Genomic DNA, 18100 nt, shown 5'->3' with positions numbered 1-18100 from the left:
GTTACAGCGCGGGAATCGTCACGGCAACGCAGGGGCGTGCCCACGGTCGGTAAGCGATGCGTTACAGAAGCGTGCCCGTCGGTGACTCAGAGCTACTGACGCGTGCCGTACCACTGCTGCACGGGGAGGTAGTGACCGTCGGGCTGCAGCAGTTCGAACGCACCGTTCAGGACTTCCCTGCCTGTCTGCGTATCGATGTTGTGCTCGTACCGCAGACGCACGCGGGGGCCAAGCTGGGTTGGGTCGGAGTCAAACACGACGAAGTCACGCCGGCCGAGCGTAGAAGTCGATGCTTCCGCGGACAAGGTGATCGTGTAGCGAATCACGTGACCTTCGCTGTCAAAACTGATGGCCTGCAAGGGAGCGCCTGGGGACTCCTGGTAGATGTAGAACAAATCGCGCCGGCCGCACGCGGCATGGCCTTTGGGGTCGCAATTTGGATCGACCACGCTCTGCCTCGCGAGCACGTGGCCGTTCAGCTCCGGGACGAAGCTGTAAGTGCCGAGCGAAGTCCGTCCGTCGCGCGTCGTCGCCGTCCAGGTGCCTTGCAGGAATTGCAGGGTTTGCAGGGACAGCAAAGGCACAGGCACGCCGGTGGACGCCGGCGCAGGTGCTCCGGGCGTCGGCTTGGCGTCGACCTGGGCTGCTGTGACTGAGGGAAGCAGAACAAGAGCAGCGCACAACAGAGCAGATCGCATCGGCATAGAGCCATGGTATGCGACAAAGCTCGCCGGATGACGGCGAGCCTGTCTGTGCCAACCTTCAATCGCTCGACGGGTGGTCAGGCGCGGAACTCCGCATTCGTGTGGCCGCGCTGCATGGTTGCGATCACGTCGGTGTACTTGTTCCCGGACCCCGTGTTGAAGATGACGACGCGGTCGTTTGGCGAGAGGAATCCGTTCTCGATGAGGCGATCATAGGCAGCGGTCGCCGCGGCGCCTTCCGGGCTGAGCAGGATGCCCTCATTGCGCCCCCAATCCTGAATGGAGCGGAAGATTTGGTCGTCTGTCTGCGAGATCACGGTGCCACCGGACTCGCGCACGGCCTGCAGGATCAGGTAGTCGCCATAGGGCTTGGGAACGCGCAGGCCGCTGGCCAGAGTGTGCGCGTTCTGGAACATCTCGCTCGCATCCTTGCCTTCGGTGTAGGCGCGCGTCATCGGCTCGCAACCGGCGGCCTGCACGGCGATCATCTTTGGCCGCTTGCCCGAGACCCAACCGAGTTCTTCCATCTCCTGGAACGCTTTCCACATGCCGATGAGCCCTACACCACCGCCGGTCGGATAGAAGACGGCGTCCGGATAGGTCCAGTGAAGCTGTTCCACCAGCTCGTAGCCCATCGTCTTCTTGCCTTCCACGCGGTACGGCTCCTTGAGCGTGGATACGTCAAACCAGCCTTCGCGCTCCTTGCGCTCGGCCACGATCTTCGCGCAGTCGCTGATCAGGCCATCGATGAGCGTCATCTTGGCGCCATAGGCCAGGCACTCCACCTGATTTGCCATCGGCACATCCTGCGGCATAAAGATGTGGGCCTCCATTCCGGCGGCGGCGGCATACGCGGCAAGCGCGCCACCGGCATTGCCGGCGCTGGGCACTGCCAGCTTCTTTAGGCCGTAGTGGCGAGCCATGGTCACGGCCAGCGAGAGGCCGCGCGCCTTGAAGGTGCCGGTAGGATTGGCGCCCTCTTCCTTAAGCCACAGGTTGCTGTACCTGCGGCTGCGCAGCATGGGGGTCCAGCCCTCCTGCAACGTGACCGGCTCGGCATCGGGCAGAACCGCAGCGTAGCGCCACATGCTGTCCACCGGAGCGATCTGACTCTGCGGGTCTGTCCCCTTCAAGCGGGACAGGTCGTACCGGACGTAAAAGGTGCCTGCACAGACTGGGCAAAGTGTCTTGGGCGAATCCGCGTCTTCAGTGTGGTGGCAACGGGAGCATTCCAGGTGATCAATCTTAGGCATCGCTCTTCCAGCATAGAACTTCTCGCTTTGACGGGACGGCGGCGAGTGTAGACCGGCCCAGGATCACCGAAATGACAACGCCGCGTGCAAGGCACGCGGCGTTTGTCTACTTTATCGATGCTATACGGCGATGGTGAACGAATCTTCGCTGCGAGTTACGGCGTTGTAGAGCGTGTCGCGTTCGAATGGCTCGCGTCCGGCCTCGCGGATCAGGCGCTCAAGTTCTGCCCGGCGCATGCCCTGTGGAGTTGTTGCGCCAGCGTCGTGGTAGATCTTCTCTTCCACCACGGTGCCGTCGATGTCGTCGGCACCAAAGCGAAGAGAAATCTGCGCCATCTTGGGCGTGACCATCTGCCAGTAGCTCTTGACGTGCGAGAAGTTGTCGAGCAACAAGCGGCCTACCGCGATCTGGCGCATGTCGTCGAACCCAGTGGTGCGCGGCAGGTGGCCGAGCACCGTATTCTCCGGATGAAATGCGAGCGGGATAAAGGTCTGGAATCCGCCGGTCTCGTCCTGGACAGCGCGCAGTTTGAGGATGTGATCGACCCGGTCTTCTTCGTTCTCGATGTGGCCGTAAAGCATGGTCGCGTTGGAGCGCAGACCTGCCTTATGGACCATCTTCGCCGTATCCAGCCACTCGCTTCCGTCGATCTTGTGATCGCAGATGATGTGGCGCACGCGGTCCGCAAAGATCTCCGCTCCGCCGCCGGGGCAGGAGTCTACGCCTGCCGCCTTCATCTTCTCCAAAGTCTCCGGAATGCTGAGCTTCGCGCGCTTGGCGAGAAAAGCGACCTCGACCATGGTGAAAGCCTTGATGTGGACCTGCGGAAAACGCTCTTTCAGGCCTTTGACCAGATCCAGGAAGTACTCGAACGGCAGATCGGGATGAAGGCCGCCGACGATGTGGAACTCTGTCACCGCCTCGCTGTACCCGGAGGCAGCAGAGGTCCAGGCCTCTTCCAGAGCCATGGTGTAGGTGCCGTCTGCACCCTTCTTGCGGCCAAAGGCACACAAGCGGCACGACGCAACGCACACGTTGGTCGGGTTGATGTGGCGATTGACGTTGAAGTAGGTGCGATTGCCGTGCAGACGCTCGCGAACCAAGTTGGCCAACCAGCCCACGGCGAGGATGTCCGGCGAGCGGTAGAGAGCAAGACCGTCTTCCGCGTTCAGGCGCTCCTGGCGCAGCACCTTGTCCGCAATCGGCCAAAGCGCGGCGTCGTCCGTTTGAAACTCGTGACGGGGACGGCCTGTAGGCGACTCGTTCATAGCACTAGTTTAGACGTGCGATAACGACCGGATGATGCGGACTTCCGTAGACGCGAAACGGCGAGCCGGTACACGGCTCGCCGTTGATTGTTGATAGGACGCAGGGCTACTTCTCGCGCGAAGCCACCATCCTCGGCTCCAGCACCATGCCGTCGTAACCGGTGACGCCGACCAGGTGGTCGCCCACCGAGCGTGCCTGCCGCAGGTGCCAGCCGGTTTCCCAGTACTTGACCGTCATGTCTGGCTCGTTTACCGCGAAGACCATGGTGCCGGGCTGGTTTGAGGTGACCAGAACCCGCTGGCTCTTGGCGTCGTAGTAGATGCCGCTGATGTTGGGAACGTACAAGCCCTTCTGCGAGTGCCAGGTAGCGCCGTCATCATCCGAAAGGTAGATACCCTCACGCCCGCCGGCCCACAGGTGGCCATTGTTGTCGACGGCTACCGCTGCGATCTGCGTCAGCTCCGTGGGGATCGTGACTGCGTGGAAGGTCGCGCCCTTGTCCGTCGAGAGCGACATCTGCTTGAGGTTCGCGACCGCGACGCGCTGTCCCTCGGCCGAGACAAAGCGCCAGCCCACACCGTTCAGCGAACGGATGCGATTCCAGCTCTTGCCGTCGTTGTCGGAGTAGAGCAGGCCGTCTTCGGTTGCGGCAAAGACGCGATCCGCGTTGTTGGCCAGCGCGTAGACGCCGGTGGTTGCTTCCTCAGGCGGAACGTTGCGGGTGGGAGCTGAGCTGACGGACAGGCTGCGCTTGCCGCTCTTGACCGGCGCAGCGCTGGAGGCGCGCTGGCGGGTCCGTCCTGCCGCTGCGGCGTTGCTGTCGGACTTATCGCGCGCGGCAGAGGCCTTGCGAACTGCCCTCGGAGCCGTTGCGGCCGCGCGGTCGTCCTCCTCAGGAGGCAACGCCAGGGTGAGGCCGGACGGCTTCCATGTGGTGTCCACTAGGCGGTAGATGCCGTGCCGGGTTCCGGCAAGCACAGTCCCCGCCGGCGTGTGCCCCAGGGAGAAAATATCTGCCCCGTTCAGACCCGCGCTTTCCTGTTGCCAATTCTGGCCGCCGTCTTCGCTCTCAAAGACGCCGCCTGCTGCCTTGTCGTTGAGCACACCAACGTACAGCTTGGAGTCGTTCTTGGGGTCCTGCGTGATCGCCGAGATCTGGCGCGACGAGAAGCCCTTGTTCGCAGGCTCGAACGACTTGCCGCCGTCCGTGGAGATCAACACACCAGTGCGATCCGTTGCAAGCAGGACGTGATTGCTGTCAGTGGGATCGATGCTGACGTCGTTGATGATCCACGAAGGATTGCCGTTGCGCTCAAAGGTGTGGCCGCTGTCCGCAGTCCGCCACAGACCTTCCGTTGTGCCGGCAAAGACGACGTTGGTCTGCTTGCCGTCTTCCATCAGGACACGGGTACGCCGGGCGGAGCTGGGAATGCCCTGCACCTTTGCGAACTGCGCGCCCCCGTCCGTGCTGCGGTAGATGCCCGAGCACGCGGAGAGGTAGACCTTCGCAGCGTCGCTGGGGTCAACGATGATCGAGAAGACGTCGGAGTCGTCGATGATGCCCTGGTGCATGCTGGTCCAGTGCTCGCCACCGTCTGTCGTCTTCCAGGGAAGATGCCATGTACCGGCATAGATGACGTGAGGATCTTTGGGGTCGATCGCGATGGACTCAACCTCATGAATCTCGCCGTTGCCGGCAGGAGAGATGAGAGTCCAGGCGTTGCCGCCGTCCGTGGTACGGAAGACGCCGTCCAATGCGCCGATCACGATGGTGTTCGGATCGCTGGGAGCCATCGTCATGGCGCGTACCGAGTGGCCCTTCATCTGTGCGTTGGCAGTCCAGGTCTTGCCGCCGTCTTCTGAGACGTAGAGGCCGCCGTCCGCGCGATCGAGCACCCAGGCGCCGACCAGGATGTGCTTGGGGTTCTTCGGGTCGACGATGATGTTGTCGAGAGCGAGGTCGTCGCGCTTGCCCACGCGAGCCAGGCGATTCCAGGTGTGGCCGCCGTCGTGAGTGTCGTAGATAGTGCCGGTGAGCGAGCCCAGGTACACGTGATTGTGATCGCTTGGGTCGGAGGCGAAGGCGCGGGCATCGCCGCCGTCTGGACCGAAGGGCAACCAGCTTGCCTGGCCAAAGGCCGCCGTGCAGGCGGAGACGGCAAGCGAACACGAGAGGCAGAGGCGGAGCAAAGACTTCATGAGATTCCTTGGGGTTGAGAGCTTTCTCTCGATTTTAGGAGCCACGGAGGGCGCGATGGGTACCAAGGATGGCACGTTTTGCAATTCAACCTTGCCCAGGGCGCGACTGGGCGAAGAACGGCCCGGTGTAGCTCCTGGATGAGTAGACGAAGCACGCAAACAAACGAAAACGGCTGGCCTGATGGCCAGCCGTTTTGCGGTTGTACTGCGGGTTACTTCTTGTGACGGCGGTGGTGAGCCGGGGCGGCCGCGGTGCGGGACTGCGCCTTCACCTTGGTCTCATCGACCGGGGTGCCGTAGTCGCCAGCGGTTGCGCCTGCCGGAATCAGCGTGTTGGTGACCGTGTCGTCGCCGGTGGTGCCGGTGTAGACCTGGATGCGGGACGGATCGATACCAGCGCCGCCTTCACCGTGGGTCAGGTATTCCTTCTCGTTGACCGCGCGCTGTGCAGCGAGCTTGCCCTTACCGTTGCCGGTGACAGCGAGCTTGGAGTCAGCCGAACGGTTCAGGTTCTGAGCGATCTGGTCAAGGCAAGCCTTGGCTTCGTTGTCGACACGAGCCGGACGGCGCTTGTCGTTGGTGAAGCTGATCGTGCAGAGCTGCTGCGTGCTGGCCACAACCGGCGCCGGCGGTGCAGTGATCGAGACGGTGGTGGTAGCGGAAGCGGTCTGGCCCTTGTCATCCGCAACGTTGCAGGTGACGGTGATGGTGCCAGGCGCAGCGCCCACAGTGGACAGCGTCGTGGTCGACGTGGTGCCAGAGATGGAACCAGCGGTCGCCGAGTAGCTGTAAGTCAGCGGACGGCCCTGCGGGCTGTTCGCCATGGAGGTGATGGTGGACGAGTCACCCGGGTTCACCGACGACGGCGAGGCCGAGCAGGTGATGGTGGGCGGCTGCGGCGGGTTGATCGTGAACGGCACGGTGCAGTCCGCGAATTGGCCAGGCTTGGCGCCTTCGCTGACATGGCCCTTCACGTTGTAGGTGCCGGCGTTCAGGCCCGTGGTGTCGATGTTTGCGACGTTGCTGGTGCCGGTGATCTTGCCACCGTCAGAGGTCCAGCTATAGGTCGGGGTCTTCTTGGGGTTCAGGTTCGCAGCCGTACCGGTGACGGTAATCGGGTCACCCGCGTAGGCAGAAGTCGGGCTGACGACGCAGGCATAGGTAACCGGCGGCGGCGGCACGATGGAACCGAACTTCAGGACCAGACCCGTGGAAAGACGGGCGTTGTTGATGTTCGCGCGGCCACCGAGGATACCCGCGTTCTGCTGGTTCGTCGGAACCGGGAAGTAAGGCCCGAAGTCCTCGTGGAAGTACACATAGTCAGCCTGGAACAGACGCAGACCCAGGCGGAAGCCACCGATCTTGGGCAGGTCGTAATCCATACCGCCGCCGGCCGTCAGGGTCGGTCCCCACTGGTAGGGCTCTACGTAGAACGGATTGCCGGGGGTGTTGTTGGGGCCACCCACGCGTGCGCCACCGGCCAGGCCGTGGGCAAACAGCGTGAAGTACTGCATGGGGGCGCGCACAGCCAGACCGCCCGAGGCGAAGTAGGCTGCGTCGTTACGACCACCGGGATGCGCGGAGAACTCGAGCTGAGCACCAACGTACTTGTTGAACCAGTACGTACCGCTTCCAATCGCGCCCTCGTCAACGGACGCGTAGCCGATGTTGGCCGGCTTGACCACGCCATGCGGCCCAAGGTAGGAATACCCACCGAACAGGTCGACACGCGACGGGTTGGGACCTGCGGGCGCAGGTGCGGCACCGGTGGTCGTTTGCGCACCCAGGCTGAGTGCGCCCAGACTGACTGCGCTTGCAGCCAGTACACACCGGCCTAGCTTGCGAAACTGCTGAGAATACATCGAGATTACCTCCGCGGAAATACTTGCCAATGAACACGGGCTTTTCTGTAGTGCAGCCCGCACTTTGCTTGAAGCGCGCTTGAAGTGTATAGCAGAGTGCCTCAAGCGCAACGCAAAATCTGTAATGAAACCTACACAAAACTCCAAACAGGGCCTGACTAGATAAGTGCTTGTTTACACCAGCCAGTCGTGATTGCAACTGCGTTCTGAACCGAATCAGTAACGCGTTGCTATTCGTTGTATGCCCTATGCGATGTTCAAAATCGTGTCCGCGCTGCTTAGCTCGATGTCGATATTTGCCACATGCCCGATTTTCTACGTCTGGCGAATCACTCCTCCAACAAGACTGCGCCACGCGTCGGCAACCGTCCTAAACGGCAACCGCGGAGCCGGCATGCCGGTCTCCGCGGTGGGTAACGTAAGACGCGCGCTCTCGATCTATGCGAGATTCAGGCTCCGCTTGATGGAGCCACGCTCGGTTTGGATCTTCTCCTGCAGAAGTGTGATGGCGTACAGCAACTGTTCCGGCCGTGGCGGGCAGCCGGGGACATAGATGTCGACCGGGATGATCTGGTTCACACCCTGCAACAGCGCGTAGTTATTGAACACACCGCCGGACGTAGCGCACGCGCCCATGCTGATCACCCACTTCGGTTCGGGCATCTGCTCATACAGGCGCCGGATCACTGGTGCCATCTTCTGGGAGACGCGGCCAGCCACGACCATCAGGTCGCTCTGCCGGGGCGATGGGCGGAACACCTCTGCACCGAAGCGGGCGATGTCGTACCGCGATCCGCCCATGCTCATCATCTCGATGGCGCAGCAGGCCAGGCCAAAGGTCATGGGCCACACCGAATTCTTCCGGACCCAGTTCACCGCTGCGTCCATAGAGGCCAGAACCACGCCTTCCGGCTGCTGCGGTCCCCAGTTCACCTCGCGCAGCTTTTCCTGGTTCTTGCCAAACGAGTCGAGCGTGCCAAAGAAGTAGCGGTCGTTCTGCTCGGGGCTGGTGGGACGGCCGTTGCTGGTGGTTTCTTCCGCCGGTGTACGCATGCCTCTATTGTAGCGACGGTCGCACACCTGGCGCTGCTCCGTGGCAGTTCGTGGCAAAAGCCGGCACATCGATGCGAAACCGCAGACGCAACAGGGTGCCCAGCGGACTGGGTGCAAGGTCGGTGCGCACGATGTGTGCGGTCTGTTCCAGGTGGGAGGCGACAGTGGCGGCGGCCGCGGTCTGGTTGGCGGTGCCGCCTACGATTTCTGCATCCGTGATCCGCAGCGTCGCCTCGGGAGCGGTGGCGATGAGCGGATAAAGGTCCGCGACGGCTGCCGGGTGCTGCGGGTCTCGAAGGGACGCCTGGTAGAGCGCTTCTGCCTTTGCGGTTTCTGCCGCCGTGGGAAAGAACCGGAACGTTCGAGGGTTCCAGGCGACGGCGTCCTGCGCGCGGAAGGAGAAGTCAGTCGAGATCAGGATTGGCGTTGGCGAGCGGTACGGCGGGTTCGCGAGCTCCGCGGCATCGTGCGGCGGACGCTGGCCGTTGTGAGGCAGCACCCGGATCATCCATCCGGCTGGAACAGCCTCCAGCTTGAGGTCGAGCGCCGGCGAGAGGGTGTGCTGCCAGGCCTGCCCCTGGCGGACCTCGCCTTCCAGGGTCTGCCGCCCGCACCCGCTCTGAGCGGATAGAGGAACCGTGAGGGTGATCGCCGCAACAAAGAGCAGAAATAAACCACGGGAGCACATCTGAAGTTGAGTCTGCATGAATTCTCGATTCGTCCTGTACAGTAAACGGAAACAGCTCAGCAACAGACGTACTCCGGACGCCACAAATGCGCCCCGATGCCCCTGTCTCCGCCTGCAACCAAAAGGCGGGCGGACGGTCCTCCCTTCCCTCCATGCGAAAGGTCGAACTGCCCATGCGTGAATCTCTACGTCGGCTTCTACTGCCGATATGTTGTCTCCTCCTGCTAGGCGTGCCTGCAGCCCGTGCCCAGGTGGCCTCCGGGCCCGGCGCAAACGTGCACGGCATCAGCGCCGCTACGGCTCCCGTGAGCGACGCCGCCCAGGAGAAGCGCATGGCGGCGCTGGAAAAGCAGAATGCCGACCTGCAGACCGCGATCGCGAACGCGCAGATGGCCGGAGACAACGGCTGGATGCTGGTTTCGAGTGCGCTCGTGCTGATGATGAGTGCGCCGGGGCTGATCCTCTTCTATGGCGGACTGGTGCGGCGAAAGAATGTGCTGGGCACCATGATGCAGACCATGGCGATGATGGGCATCATCACCGTTCTTTGGGGACTGGTGCTGTACTCCCTCGCATTCGGTCACGGCAACAGCGTGATCGGCAGCTTTGAGCACGTGTTTCTGAAGGGCGTGGGCCTGGCTCCATCGCCGTATGCGCCAACCATCCCAGAGCAGACCTTCATGGTCTTCCAGATGATGTTCGCCATCATTACGCCAGCGCTCATCACGGGAGCTTTTGCGGAACGTATGAAGTTCTCGGCCACCTGCGTGTTTCTGACGCTCTGGTCGATCGTTGTTTATGCGCCAATGGCGCACATGGTGTGGGGCGCGGGTGGCTTGCTGAACATCTCCGGCGGCCGCATTCCCTGCCTCGATTTCGCGGGCGGCACCGTGGTGCACATCACCAGCGGTGTGTCGGCGCTGATCACGGCGCTGTACCTGGGCAAGCGGATCGGCTACCCCCGTGAAGCTATGCCGCCGCACAGTGTGGTGCTGAGTTGCATTGGCGCCGGGCTGCTTTGGGTGGGCTGGTTCGGCTTCAACGCCGGCTCCGCGCTGAACGCCGGGACGTTGGCCACCAGTGCCTTTGTTACCACTCACTTTGCGGCAGCAGCGGCAGCCAGCGGGTGGACTCTTGCCGAATGGCTGAAGACCGGAAAGCCCACCGCTCTGGGAGCGATCAGCGGAGCCGTTGCCGGGCTGGTCGGTATTACGCCTGCTTCCGGGTTTGTCACGCCGATGGCAGCGCTTTGGATCGGCCTGATCGTGGGCGTCTTCTGCTTTTTAATGGTCTTCTTCGTCAAGGCGAAGTTTGGCTATGACGACTCGCTGGACGCCTTTGGAGTGCACGGCGCCGGTGGCACGATGGGAGCCATCCTGACGGGCGTGTTCGCGACGGTGGTGATCAATCCTGCCTACGGCGCAGGCAAGGCTGTAGGCCTGGCGGACGGGAACGTGCACCAGGTCGTGAACCAGTTGATCGGTGTGGCGATTGCCTGGGGTGTCTCGATCGTTGGCACGCTGATCCTTCTGTTCGTGGTGGACAAGACGATCGGATTGCGGGTGAGCGCGGCTGACGAGGCGGAAGGCCTCGACCTTTCGCAGCACGGCGAAGAGGGGTATCACTCGGAGCTTGTCGCCCACTAGCAAGTAGCCGGCACACGCTGGCGGGGGAGATGAATCAGGTTCCTCCCTTGCCAGCACCGCGGCCGTGAATGCGAGAATAGCCCGTTGCTGCCACCCGACGAGTGGCAAGGAGAATCGATGCAGAAGATTGAAGCAGTCATTCAGCCCGGCAAGCTGGACGCGGTGAAGGAAGCTCTGATCGAAGCCGGGGTGACGGGAATGACCATCCTGGAGGCGCGCGGCCACGGTCGGCAAAAAGGCCACACGGAGTTTTACCGGGGACGCGAGTACTCGGTCGATCTCCTGCCGAAGATCAAGATCGAAGCGGTGATTCCGGATGCCGTGGTGGACCGCGCTGTGCGAGCCATTCTTACGGCAGCCCAGACCGGATCGATTGGTGATGGCAAGATCTTTCTCTCGCGGGTGGATGAAGCGATTCGCATCCGCAACGAAGATCGCGGCGAGGTTGCACTCTAAAGAGTGCAGCAGGACTCAGGCTGACCGGAGGCGCGCTAATGCAGCATGAGCCAAATGCGGGCGGCCTGCCACAGGACCCCACGGCAGACTACAGCGCCGCGATGGATGCGATTCGCACCCGCTTCTTCAGCGAGCCACAGTACCGCGGACCTCAGGCCATCCTGGCGCGGTCGGATGCGGCGGACCGGATGGTGCGCGCGCTCTGGGCCCGTTCTGTTGGCCCAGAAGATGCCGTCGATGGCCCTGCCCTGCTGGCCGTGGGCGGATACGGCCGGCGCGAGCTTTTTCCCGCCTCTGACCTGGACCTGCTGTTCGTGGTGGCGGAGGCTGGCGGAGAACGGGAGTTCAAAGACCGCATCCGGTCCCTGACTCAGGCGCTGTGGGATGCCGGTGTGCGCGTGGCTGCCACGACCCGGACGGTTGCGGAGTGCCAGCGGTTCGATCCCGAGAACACGGAATTCACGCTGTCCCTGTTGGACGCTCGGGCGCTCGTGGGTAACCGGGTGCTGGCGGACCGGGTTTGCGACGAGGTGGTACCGGGCGTTCTGGCGGCCGAGCGGCGGCCCCTCGCTGCGCGATTGCTGAAACTTACCCGAGAGCGGCACGCCAGGTATGGCGACACAATCTTCCACCTGGAACCCAACATCAAGGACTGCCCCGGCGGTTTGCGGGACGCGAATGTCTGCGGGTGGATCGGGAAGATTGCGCCCTCGGCAGACCGTCTGCGCGAGAACTCGGCGGGTTCGGCGGAATTCGAGCGCGCCTTCGCCTTCCTCGCATCATGCCGGTGCTTTCTCCACTTCCGCAATGGCCGCGACGTGAATGCGCTGGACTGGAAGGCCCAGGACGCCGCTGCTGCAGAGGGCGTTGGGATCGATGCGGAAACACGCGATCCGGCGTACTGGATGCAGATGTACTTCCGGTATGCGCGCGCGGTGGAGCGGCGGCTGGAGCAGAGTGTGGCAGCACTGCCCAGCAGCAAGCCGCTGCTGCGGGTTCCGCAGTTCCTGCGCCGCAAGGACGCCGCGCAGGAATTCGTGGTTGAGGGCGGGCAGCTCCGCCTGCAGCGTTCGAACGGCTTCGACCCGGCCCAGGACTTCGAAGCGGTGATGCGCGCGTTTGCCGCCGTGAGCGAAAGCGGCGTGCCCATGAGCCGCGAATCGCAGGACCGCGTGGAAGAGGCATTACCCGTGCTGAACGCGCAGATGGACGAGGGCGAGCACCTGTGGCGACAGATGGAACGCATCCTGTGCGGGCGCTACGCGGGCCTGGCGTTGCGGTCGATGCACGCCCAGGGTTTGCTGGAGTTGACCGTGCCGGAGTTCCACGGCATTGACGCTCTGGTCGTGCGGGACGCGTATCACCGCTACACGGTTGACGAGCACACCTTTGTCTTGTTGGACACCTTGCACGGGCTGTCTTCCGTGGGCGAAACGAAGGGCCCCATGGCAGAGTGGGCGCGCCGCTTCGCCGGCCTGATGCGCGAGGTGCAGCACCCGGGACTCCTGTTCCTGGCAGCGCTTCTGCACGATACTGGCAAGGGCCGATCCATGGGCAGCCACACCGTAGAAAGTGCGCGGCTGGCCCGCGCGGTCCTGGCGCGACTCGATCGGGACTCGTTTGAGAGCGGCCTGGTGCTGCGGCTGATCGAGAATCACCTGGAGATGAGCGCCGCGTTGCGGCGGGACATCTTCGATGCGGAGACAGTGCGAGCGTTTGCCGGTTGCGTCCAGACGCCGGAAGAGCTTCGCATGCTCACATTATTCACTTATGCAGACATCAACGCTGTCCACCCGGATGCGCTGACGCCGTGGAAGGCCGAAAACCTGTGGCGCCTTTACATCCAGACGTCGAATTACCTGGACCGTAATGTGGACGATGAGCGAGTGGATGCCCGGGTTTCCAGCGATCTGGTGCAGCGCATCACTGCCCTGCTGCCCGGGGAGAGCCGCGAGGCTCTGCGCTTCCTGGAGGGCTTTCCGCAGCGATACCTGCAGACGCGTTCGCCGGAGCAGATTCGCACACATTTCGAGATGAGCAAGCGGCTCGCAACGGACGCCGTGCAACTGGACCTGCACTGGCGGGCGGACCGCAGCGAGATCACGCTGGTCACGCCCGATCGGCAGATGCTGTTCGCTCGGATCGCCGGTGTCCTCTCGAGCTTTGGCATGAACATCATCACGGCCGACGCATTCAGCAATGCACACGGTGTGGTTGTGGACAGCTTCCGCTTCACCGATGGCTTTCGAACTCTGGAGTTGAACCCTGAGGAGCGTGACCGGCTGCTGAAAGCGGTTCACGACGCAGTGCTTGACGAGGGTGCGGCCGCCCGCATGATCGCCGCACGACGCCGCAGCCGGCGCCGCGATCCGCTGGTTCACGTGGAAACGAGCGTGCAGTTCGACACAACCTCGTCCTCGCACGCCACCATCGTGCAGGTGATCGCGCAGGACCAGCCGGGTCTGCTGTACACGGTTGCGCAAGCATTAGGCGAGGCACGATGCGACATCGTGGTGGCGTTGATCGACACCGAGGGCGACACGGCCATCGACGTGTTCTATCTGCGGCGCGACGGGACGGTGCTCGATGCAGCCGACCTGCCGGATTTGCAAAAGGCGTTGGAGGCGGCGCTTACTCCGGACGTACATGGATGAGCAATCCACCAGTCTCCATTCGCCCGATCACGCCTGAAGACTGGCTCGTGTGGGAGCGGATGCGCTACGCGCTGTGGCCGGGCGAGGATGAGGAGCATGGCGAGGTTATCCACGGCTTCTTCGCCGGACAGACAGTCGATCCGGAACACGTGCTGGTCGCGGAAACGCAGGAAGCAATTGTTGGCTTCGCGGAATTGTCTATCCGGAGAGATCTACCGGAGTTGCCCGGGAAACGGGTGGGCTATGTCGAAGGCTTGTATGTCTGTGAGCCGATGCGCCACTCCGGGATCGCCAGGGCGTTGCTGAGGGAATCACGCATGTGGGCTCGCGAGCAGGGGTGCGAGAGCTTTGCGAGCGATCGAGTTGACCGCGTGATCCTCGACACCCGGTATCCGGAAAATTAGGAGTTCGTATAGAGCGCATCCGCGATGTGGTTCCACTCGGCGTCCAGAGATCCCTGAAAGACGGGCCGGCCAGCGCGCCGGTACCAGTACTCCGCGTTGAACTGGTCACCTTCTTGGCGGTGCAGGTAGGCGTGGACCCATGCGCTGTTCCGGTCGTTTCCGGCCTGTGCCAATTCGTGCGCTCCGTGCCAGTCTCCGCGCGCGGCAAGCTGCAAAGCCCGCAGCACGGGCGGAAGCGTGTCCGGATCGGCGTTGAGCAACTGGTGAATCATGCGAGTTCAGATGCGTCGACGTCGACCGCGGAGGGCTTCGTAGTATGGAGACATGGCTGACCCGCTAGTAATCGTGCGCAACCTGAGCAAGGAGTACCGCACGCCAGGTCTTCCGCCGGTCGTGCTGTTTCAGGAGCTAAGCTTCGACGTCCCCGCAGGGAGCATGTTGGCGATCGTGGGTGAGAGCGGCACCGGCAAAAGCACGCTGCTGCACCTGTTGGCCGGGCTGGATACGGCTACCAGCGGGACCGTGCAGGTGGGTCAGACAGTGGTGAGTTCGCTTGACCCTGCGGACCGGGCGGCGTTTCGCAATCAGCAGATTGGGTATGTGTGGCAGGCCCACTATCTTCTGCCGGAGTTCACTGCGGCAGAGAACGTCGCCATGCCCCTGCTCGCACGCGGAATGGCGCCACCGAAAGCACGACAGAGTGCGCTGCGCTGGCTGCGCGAGGTGGAATTGGAGAGCCGGGCGGAACACCGCGCCGGTGAACTGAGCGGAGGCGAGCAGCAGCGGGTGAGCCTGGCGCGGGCGCTGGTGACGGAACCGCGGCTGCTGCTGGCCGACGAACCCACCGGCAACCTGGACGCGCGCACCGGTGAGGCGATCTTTCAGCTGATGGAACGAGTCCACCGCGAATTTGGGATGACAACGGTCCTGGTGACTCACAATGAGGCATTTGCCCAGCGATGTGGCCGGGTACTACGGCTGGGCGGCGTGCGCGCCTCGCGCGAAACCGCCTGAGATGCTTCTTTTTCCACCGAGAAGCGTCCAATAAGTCCCGAGCCACGCAGATTTGCTGGTAGGGTGTTGCCTAACCTTCGGTGCATCCCGTAGACGTATTCGAAGAAAAGATAGACTTAGCGCAACGTGAACAGAGTGGAACGGTGTGCCGGGCTTTGACGGGTCGGCAACACCGAAAGAGTTTCCCACAGAAACGGCGCATACGGCGACCGCTTTTGAGGGCGACGGGCAAGGAACCATTGGCTGCCTGGCCGCAAACGCTGCCACGGACGCCGAAGGGGGAGCATGTTCGAGCGTTATACGGAGAAAGCGCGGCGCGTGATCTTTTTTGCGCGCTACGAGGCGAGCCAGTTCGGGTCGCCGTACATCGAAACGGAACACCTCCTGCTCGGACTTCTGCGTGAGGACAAGGCGCTGACGAATCGCTTTCTGCGGTCGCACGCGTCGGTCGAGTCCATCCGCAAGCAGATTGAAGGGCACACGACCATTCGTGAAAAGGTGTCCACCAGCGTGGACCTGCCGCTGAGCAATGAGTGCAAGCGCGTCCTGGCCTACGCGGCGGAAGAAGCCGAACGGCTGAGCCACAAACACATTGGAACGGAGCACCTGCTGCTGGGGCTTCTGCGCGAGGAGAAGTGCTTCGCCGCAGAGATCCTGATGGAGCGTGGTCTCCGGCTGCCGCAGATTCGTGAGGAACTGCAGCGCAGCACACAGGAAAAACCGGCTGCCCAGCAGAAGCAGCAGCAGCGCGGTGGCCAGCAGCAGCAGGAGCAGAGCATGCTGGCGGAGTTCAGCCGCGACCTGACCCAGGCCGCAGCAGACCAGTCGCTGGATCCTCTTGTGGGCCGCGACCAAGAAGTGGATCGGGTGATCCAGATCCTGTGCCGCCGCACCAAGAACAACCCGGTGCTGATCGGCGAACCGGGCGTGGGTAAAACCGCAATCGTAGAAGGCTTAGCGCAGAAGATCGCTGACGGAGAAGTGCCGAGCTTCCTGGCGGACAAGCGGGTGCTGTCGCTCGACTTGTCGCTGATTGTGGCCGGAACCAAGTACCGCGGTCAGTTTGAGGAGCGCCTGAAGACCATCATGAAAGAGTTGATGGAAAACCAGAACTGCATCGTCTTTATTGACGAGTTGCACACGCTGGTGGGTGCGGGTTCGGCCGAAGGCTCGCTAGATGCAGCGAACATCCTCAAGCCGGCGCTGAGCCGTGGCGAGATCCAGTGCATCGGTGCGACGACACCGGGCGAGTTCCGCAAGTCGATCGAAAAGGATCGCTCGCTGGAGCGCCGCTTCCAGGCCGTCAAGGTGCCGCCGCCGAACGAGGAAGATGCCGTAAAGATCATCATGGGCATCAAGGAGCGGTACGAGAAGTTCCACGCCGTCAGCTATACCGACGACGCAATCAGCTTCTCTGTCTCGCACTCGAATCGCTACATTCCGGACCGGTTCCTGCCGGACAAGGCGATCGATCTGATCGACGAGGCGGGTGCTCGTGTGAAGCTGCGGCAGACCACCCTGCCCGACGAGCTGATCGATGTGCAGAAGCGTATCAAGTTCATCGTGCACCGCATGGAAAATGCCATCTCCAACAAGGAGTTTGAGAAGGCGCGCTTCTACAGCGACGAGGAACGCAAGGAGCGCGACAACCTGCGCGCCCTCCGCGACAAGTACCATCTGGACGATTCGAGTGCCGGCATCGTGACCCGCGAGGACATCGAGGACGTTGTCAGCCGCTGGACCGGTGTGCCGATCACGTCGATCAAGGAAGAAGAGACGCAGAAGCTGCTGCGCGTTGAAGAAGAGCTGCACAAGCGCGTCATCTCACAGGACAAGGCAATCAGCGCCCTGGCCCGTGCGATCCGCCGCTCGCGTGCCGGGCTCAAGAACCCGAGCCGGCCGATCGGATCGTTCCTGTTCCTGGGACCGACCGGCGTGGGCAAGACGGAAATGGCGCGCACGCTGGCCCAGTTCCTCTTCGGTTCGGACAAGAGCCTGATCCGCTTCGACATGTCGGAGTTCATGGAGAAGCACTCTGTGAGCAAGCTGATCGGTTCGCCTCCGGGATACGTGGGTTACGAGGAGGGTGGTCAGCTCACCGAACGGGTCAAGCGGTCGCCGTACTCCGTCGTCCTCTTGGACGAAGTGGAGAAGGCGCATCCGGACGTCTTCAACCTGCTGCTGCAGGTGTTTGAAGACGGTCACCTGACGGACGGTCTGGGCAACACCATCGATTTCAAGAACACGATCCTCATCATGACGTCGAACATTGGCGCCAAGCACCTGATGAAGCGTGAAGGTCTCGGCTTCCAGTCCAGCAAGGACGAGGTGGTCGCGGACAAGATGGAAGAGATGGTGAAGGGTGAGGTCAAGAAGGCCTTCAACCCCGAGTTCATCAATCGTCTGGACGAGATCATTGTCTTCACTGCCTTGTCGGACAGCGACCTGATGCAGATCCTTGAACTCCTGGTCCAGCAGTTGAACGCGAACCTGGTGCACAAGGCGATCACGATCAGCGTGAACGATGAGGCCAAGAAATGGATTCTCGACAAGACGCTGACGGACCGCAGCTACGGTGCCCGTCCTCTGCGCCGCGCCTTGCAGCGCTATGTGGAAGACCCGCTCTCCGAGGCGTTGATTGCTGGCAGCATCACCCAGCGGCCGGCATTCCTTGAGGTCTATCTGGGACCCGATCAGCTCTTCTACCGTCCTGTTTCGCAGGAAGGTGACGAGCAGGTAGAAGGCTCCGCACTCAGCCTCGTGTAGCGTCACTCACACGAACGGAACACAGTACGGCCCACGGGCGCTCTGCGAAAGCGAGCGCCCGGTTCTTTTCACAACTGCACAGACCTTGCGGACGCTTCGCTGAATCGCTTCGGCATTTGTGCGAAGCGGGG

The 18100-nt window shown here is 62.6% G+C and carries 14 protein-coding genes; 6 read left to right on the top strand and 8 right to left on the bottom strand.

Translation table 11 applies throughout. From position 1 onward, the window contains the following. Nucleotides 1-92: 92 nt before the first annotated feature. The 7 genes from OHL12_RS01420 to OHL12_RS01390 all read right to left on the bottom strand — a co-directional run bounded on the left by OHL12_RS01420 (nucleotide 93) and on the right by OHL12_RS01390 (nucleotide 9047). Nucleotides 93-704 (bottom strand): hypothetical protein, encoded by a 612-nt coding sequence (locus tag OHL12_RS01420; RefSeq protein WP_263412057.1) that lies wholly within the window; start codon nucleotides 702-704, stop codon nucleotides 93-95. Between the two features lie 77 nt (nucleotides 705-781). Then, nucleotides 782-1957, bottom strand: a complete 1176-nt coding sequence (locus OHL12_RS01415; protein WP_263412056.1) for a threonine synthase — start codon at nucleotides 1955-1957, stop codon at nucleotides 782-784. 120 nt (nucleotides 1958-2077) lie between these two features. Then, nucleotides 2078-3226, bottom strand: a complete 1149-nt coding sequence (mqnE, locus tag OHL12_RS01410; RefSeq protein WP_263412055.1) for an aminofutalosine synthase MqnE — start codon at nucleotides 3224-3226, stop codon at nucleotides 2078-2080. 106 nt (nucleotides 3227-3332) lie between these two features. After that, nucleotides 3333-5426: a WD40/YVTN/BNR-like repeat-containing protein gene (locus OHL12_RS01405; protein WP_263412054.1), complete on the bottom strand. Its 2094-nt coding sequence runs from the start codon at nucleotides 5424-5426 to the stop codon at nucleotides 3333-3335. Between the two features lie 212 nt (nucleotides 5427-5638). Beyond that, nucleotides 5639-7288 (bottom strand): OmpA family protein, encoded by a 1650-nt coding sequence (locus OHL12_RS01400; RefSeq protein ID WP_263412053.1) that lies wholly within the window; start codon nucleotides 7286-7288, stop codon nucleotides 5639-5641. Between the two features lie 438 nt (nucleotides 7289-7726). Next, nucleotides 7727-8341, bottom strand: coding sequence for an NADH-quinone oxidoreductase subunit B (locus OHL12_RS01395; protein WP_263412052.1), 615 nt, complete (start codon nucleotides 8339-8341; stop codon nucleotides 7727-7729). 4 nt (nucleotides 8342-8345) lie between these two features. Continuing rightward, nucleotides 8346-9047 carry a hypothetical protein gene (locus OHL12_RS01390; protein WP_263412051.1) on the bottom strand — a complete coding sequence of 234 codons (702 nt, stop codon included), beginning with the start codon at nucleotides 9045-9047 and terminating at the stop codon, nucleotides 8346-8348. A 314-nt stretch (nucleotides 9048-9361) separates the two neighbouring features. On the opposite strand from OHL12_RS01390, the gene OHL12_RS01385 reads away from it, so the two are divergent. From OHL12_RS01385 to OHL12_RS01370, 4 genes are all read left to right on the top strand, one after another. Beyond that, the gene (locus tag OHL12_RS01385) at nucleotides 9362-10675 is read left to right on the top strand and encodes an ammonium transporter (protein ID WP_263415045.1); all 1314 of its coding nucleotides are present in this window, start codon (nucleotides 9362-9364) and stop codon (nucleotides 10673-10675) included. Between the two features lie 117 nt (nucleotides 10676-10792). Further along, nucleotides 10793-11131: a P-II family nitrogen regulator gene (locus tag OHL12_RS01380; RefSeq protein ID WP_263412050.1), complete on the top strand. Its 339-nt coding sequence runs from the start codon at nucleotides 10793-10795 to the stop codon at nucleotides 11129-11131. 38 nt (nucleotides 11132-11169) lie between these two features. Then, on the top strand, nucleotides 11170-13785 hold the full coding sequence (locus OHL12_RS01375) for a [protein-PII] uridylyltransferase family protein (RefSeq protein WP_263412049.1): 2616 nt from the start codon (nucleotides 11170-11172) through the stop codon (nucleotides 13783-13785). Beyond that, the gene (locus OHL12_RS01370; RefSeq protein ID WP_263412048.1) at nucleotides 13782-14189 is read left to right on the top strand and encodes a GNAT family N-acetyltransferase; all 408 of its coding nucleotides are present in this window, start codon (nucleotides 13782-13784) and stop codon (nucleotides 14187-14189) included. The genes OHL12_RS01375 and OHL12_RS01370 overlap by 4 nt, the downstream gene beginning before the upstream one ends. Here OHL12_RS01370 and OHL12_RS01365 read toward each other — a convergent pair. After that, the gene (locus tag OHL12_RS01365) at nucleotides 14186-14461 is read right to left on the bottom strand and encodes a hypothetical protein (protein WP_263412047.1); all 276 of its coding nucleotides are present in this window, start codon (nucleotides 14459-14461) and stop codon (nucleotides 14186-14188) included. The genes OHL12_RS01370 and OHL12_RS01365 overlap by 4 nt on opposite strands. 52 nt (nucleotides 14462-14513) lie before the next feature. Between OHL12_RS01365 and OHL12_RS01360 the strand changes: the two genes are divergently transcribed. Together OHL12_RS01360 and OHL12_RS01355 are read left to right on the top strand one after the other, a co-directional pair. Beyond that, nucleotides 14514-15203 (top strand): ABC transporter ATP-binding protein, encoded by a 690-nt coding sequence (locus OHL12_RS01360; RefSeq protein WP_263412046.1) that lies wholly within the window; start codon nucleotides 14514-14516, stop codon nucleotides 15201-15203. A 285-nt stretch (nucleotides 15204-15488) separates the two neighbouring features. Beyond that, nucleotides 15489-17969, top strand: a complete 2481-nt coding sequence (locus OHL12_RS01355) for an ATP-dependent Clp protease ATP-binding subunit (protein ID WP_263412045.1) — start codon at nucleotides 15489-15491, stop codon at nucleotides 17967-17969. Nucleotides 17970-18100: the final 131 nt, after the last annotated feature.

This window comes from Terriglobus aquaticus (assembly GCF_025685415.1).
GTDB classification, from domain to species: Bacteria; Acidobacteriota; Terriglobia; order Terriglobales; family Acidobacteriaceae; genus Terriglobus; species Terriglobus aquaticus.
The sequence above is the reverse complement of the archived record's forward strand: the minus strand, read 5'-3'. Positions and strand labels throughout refer to the sequence as shown.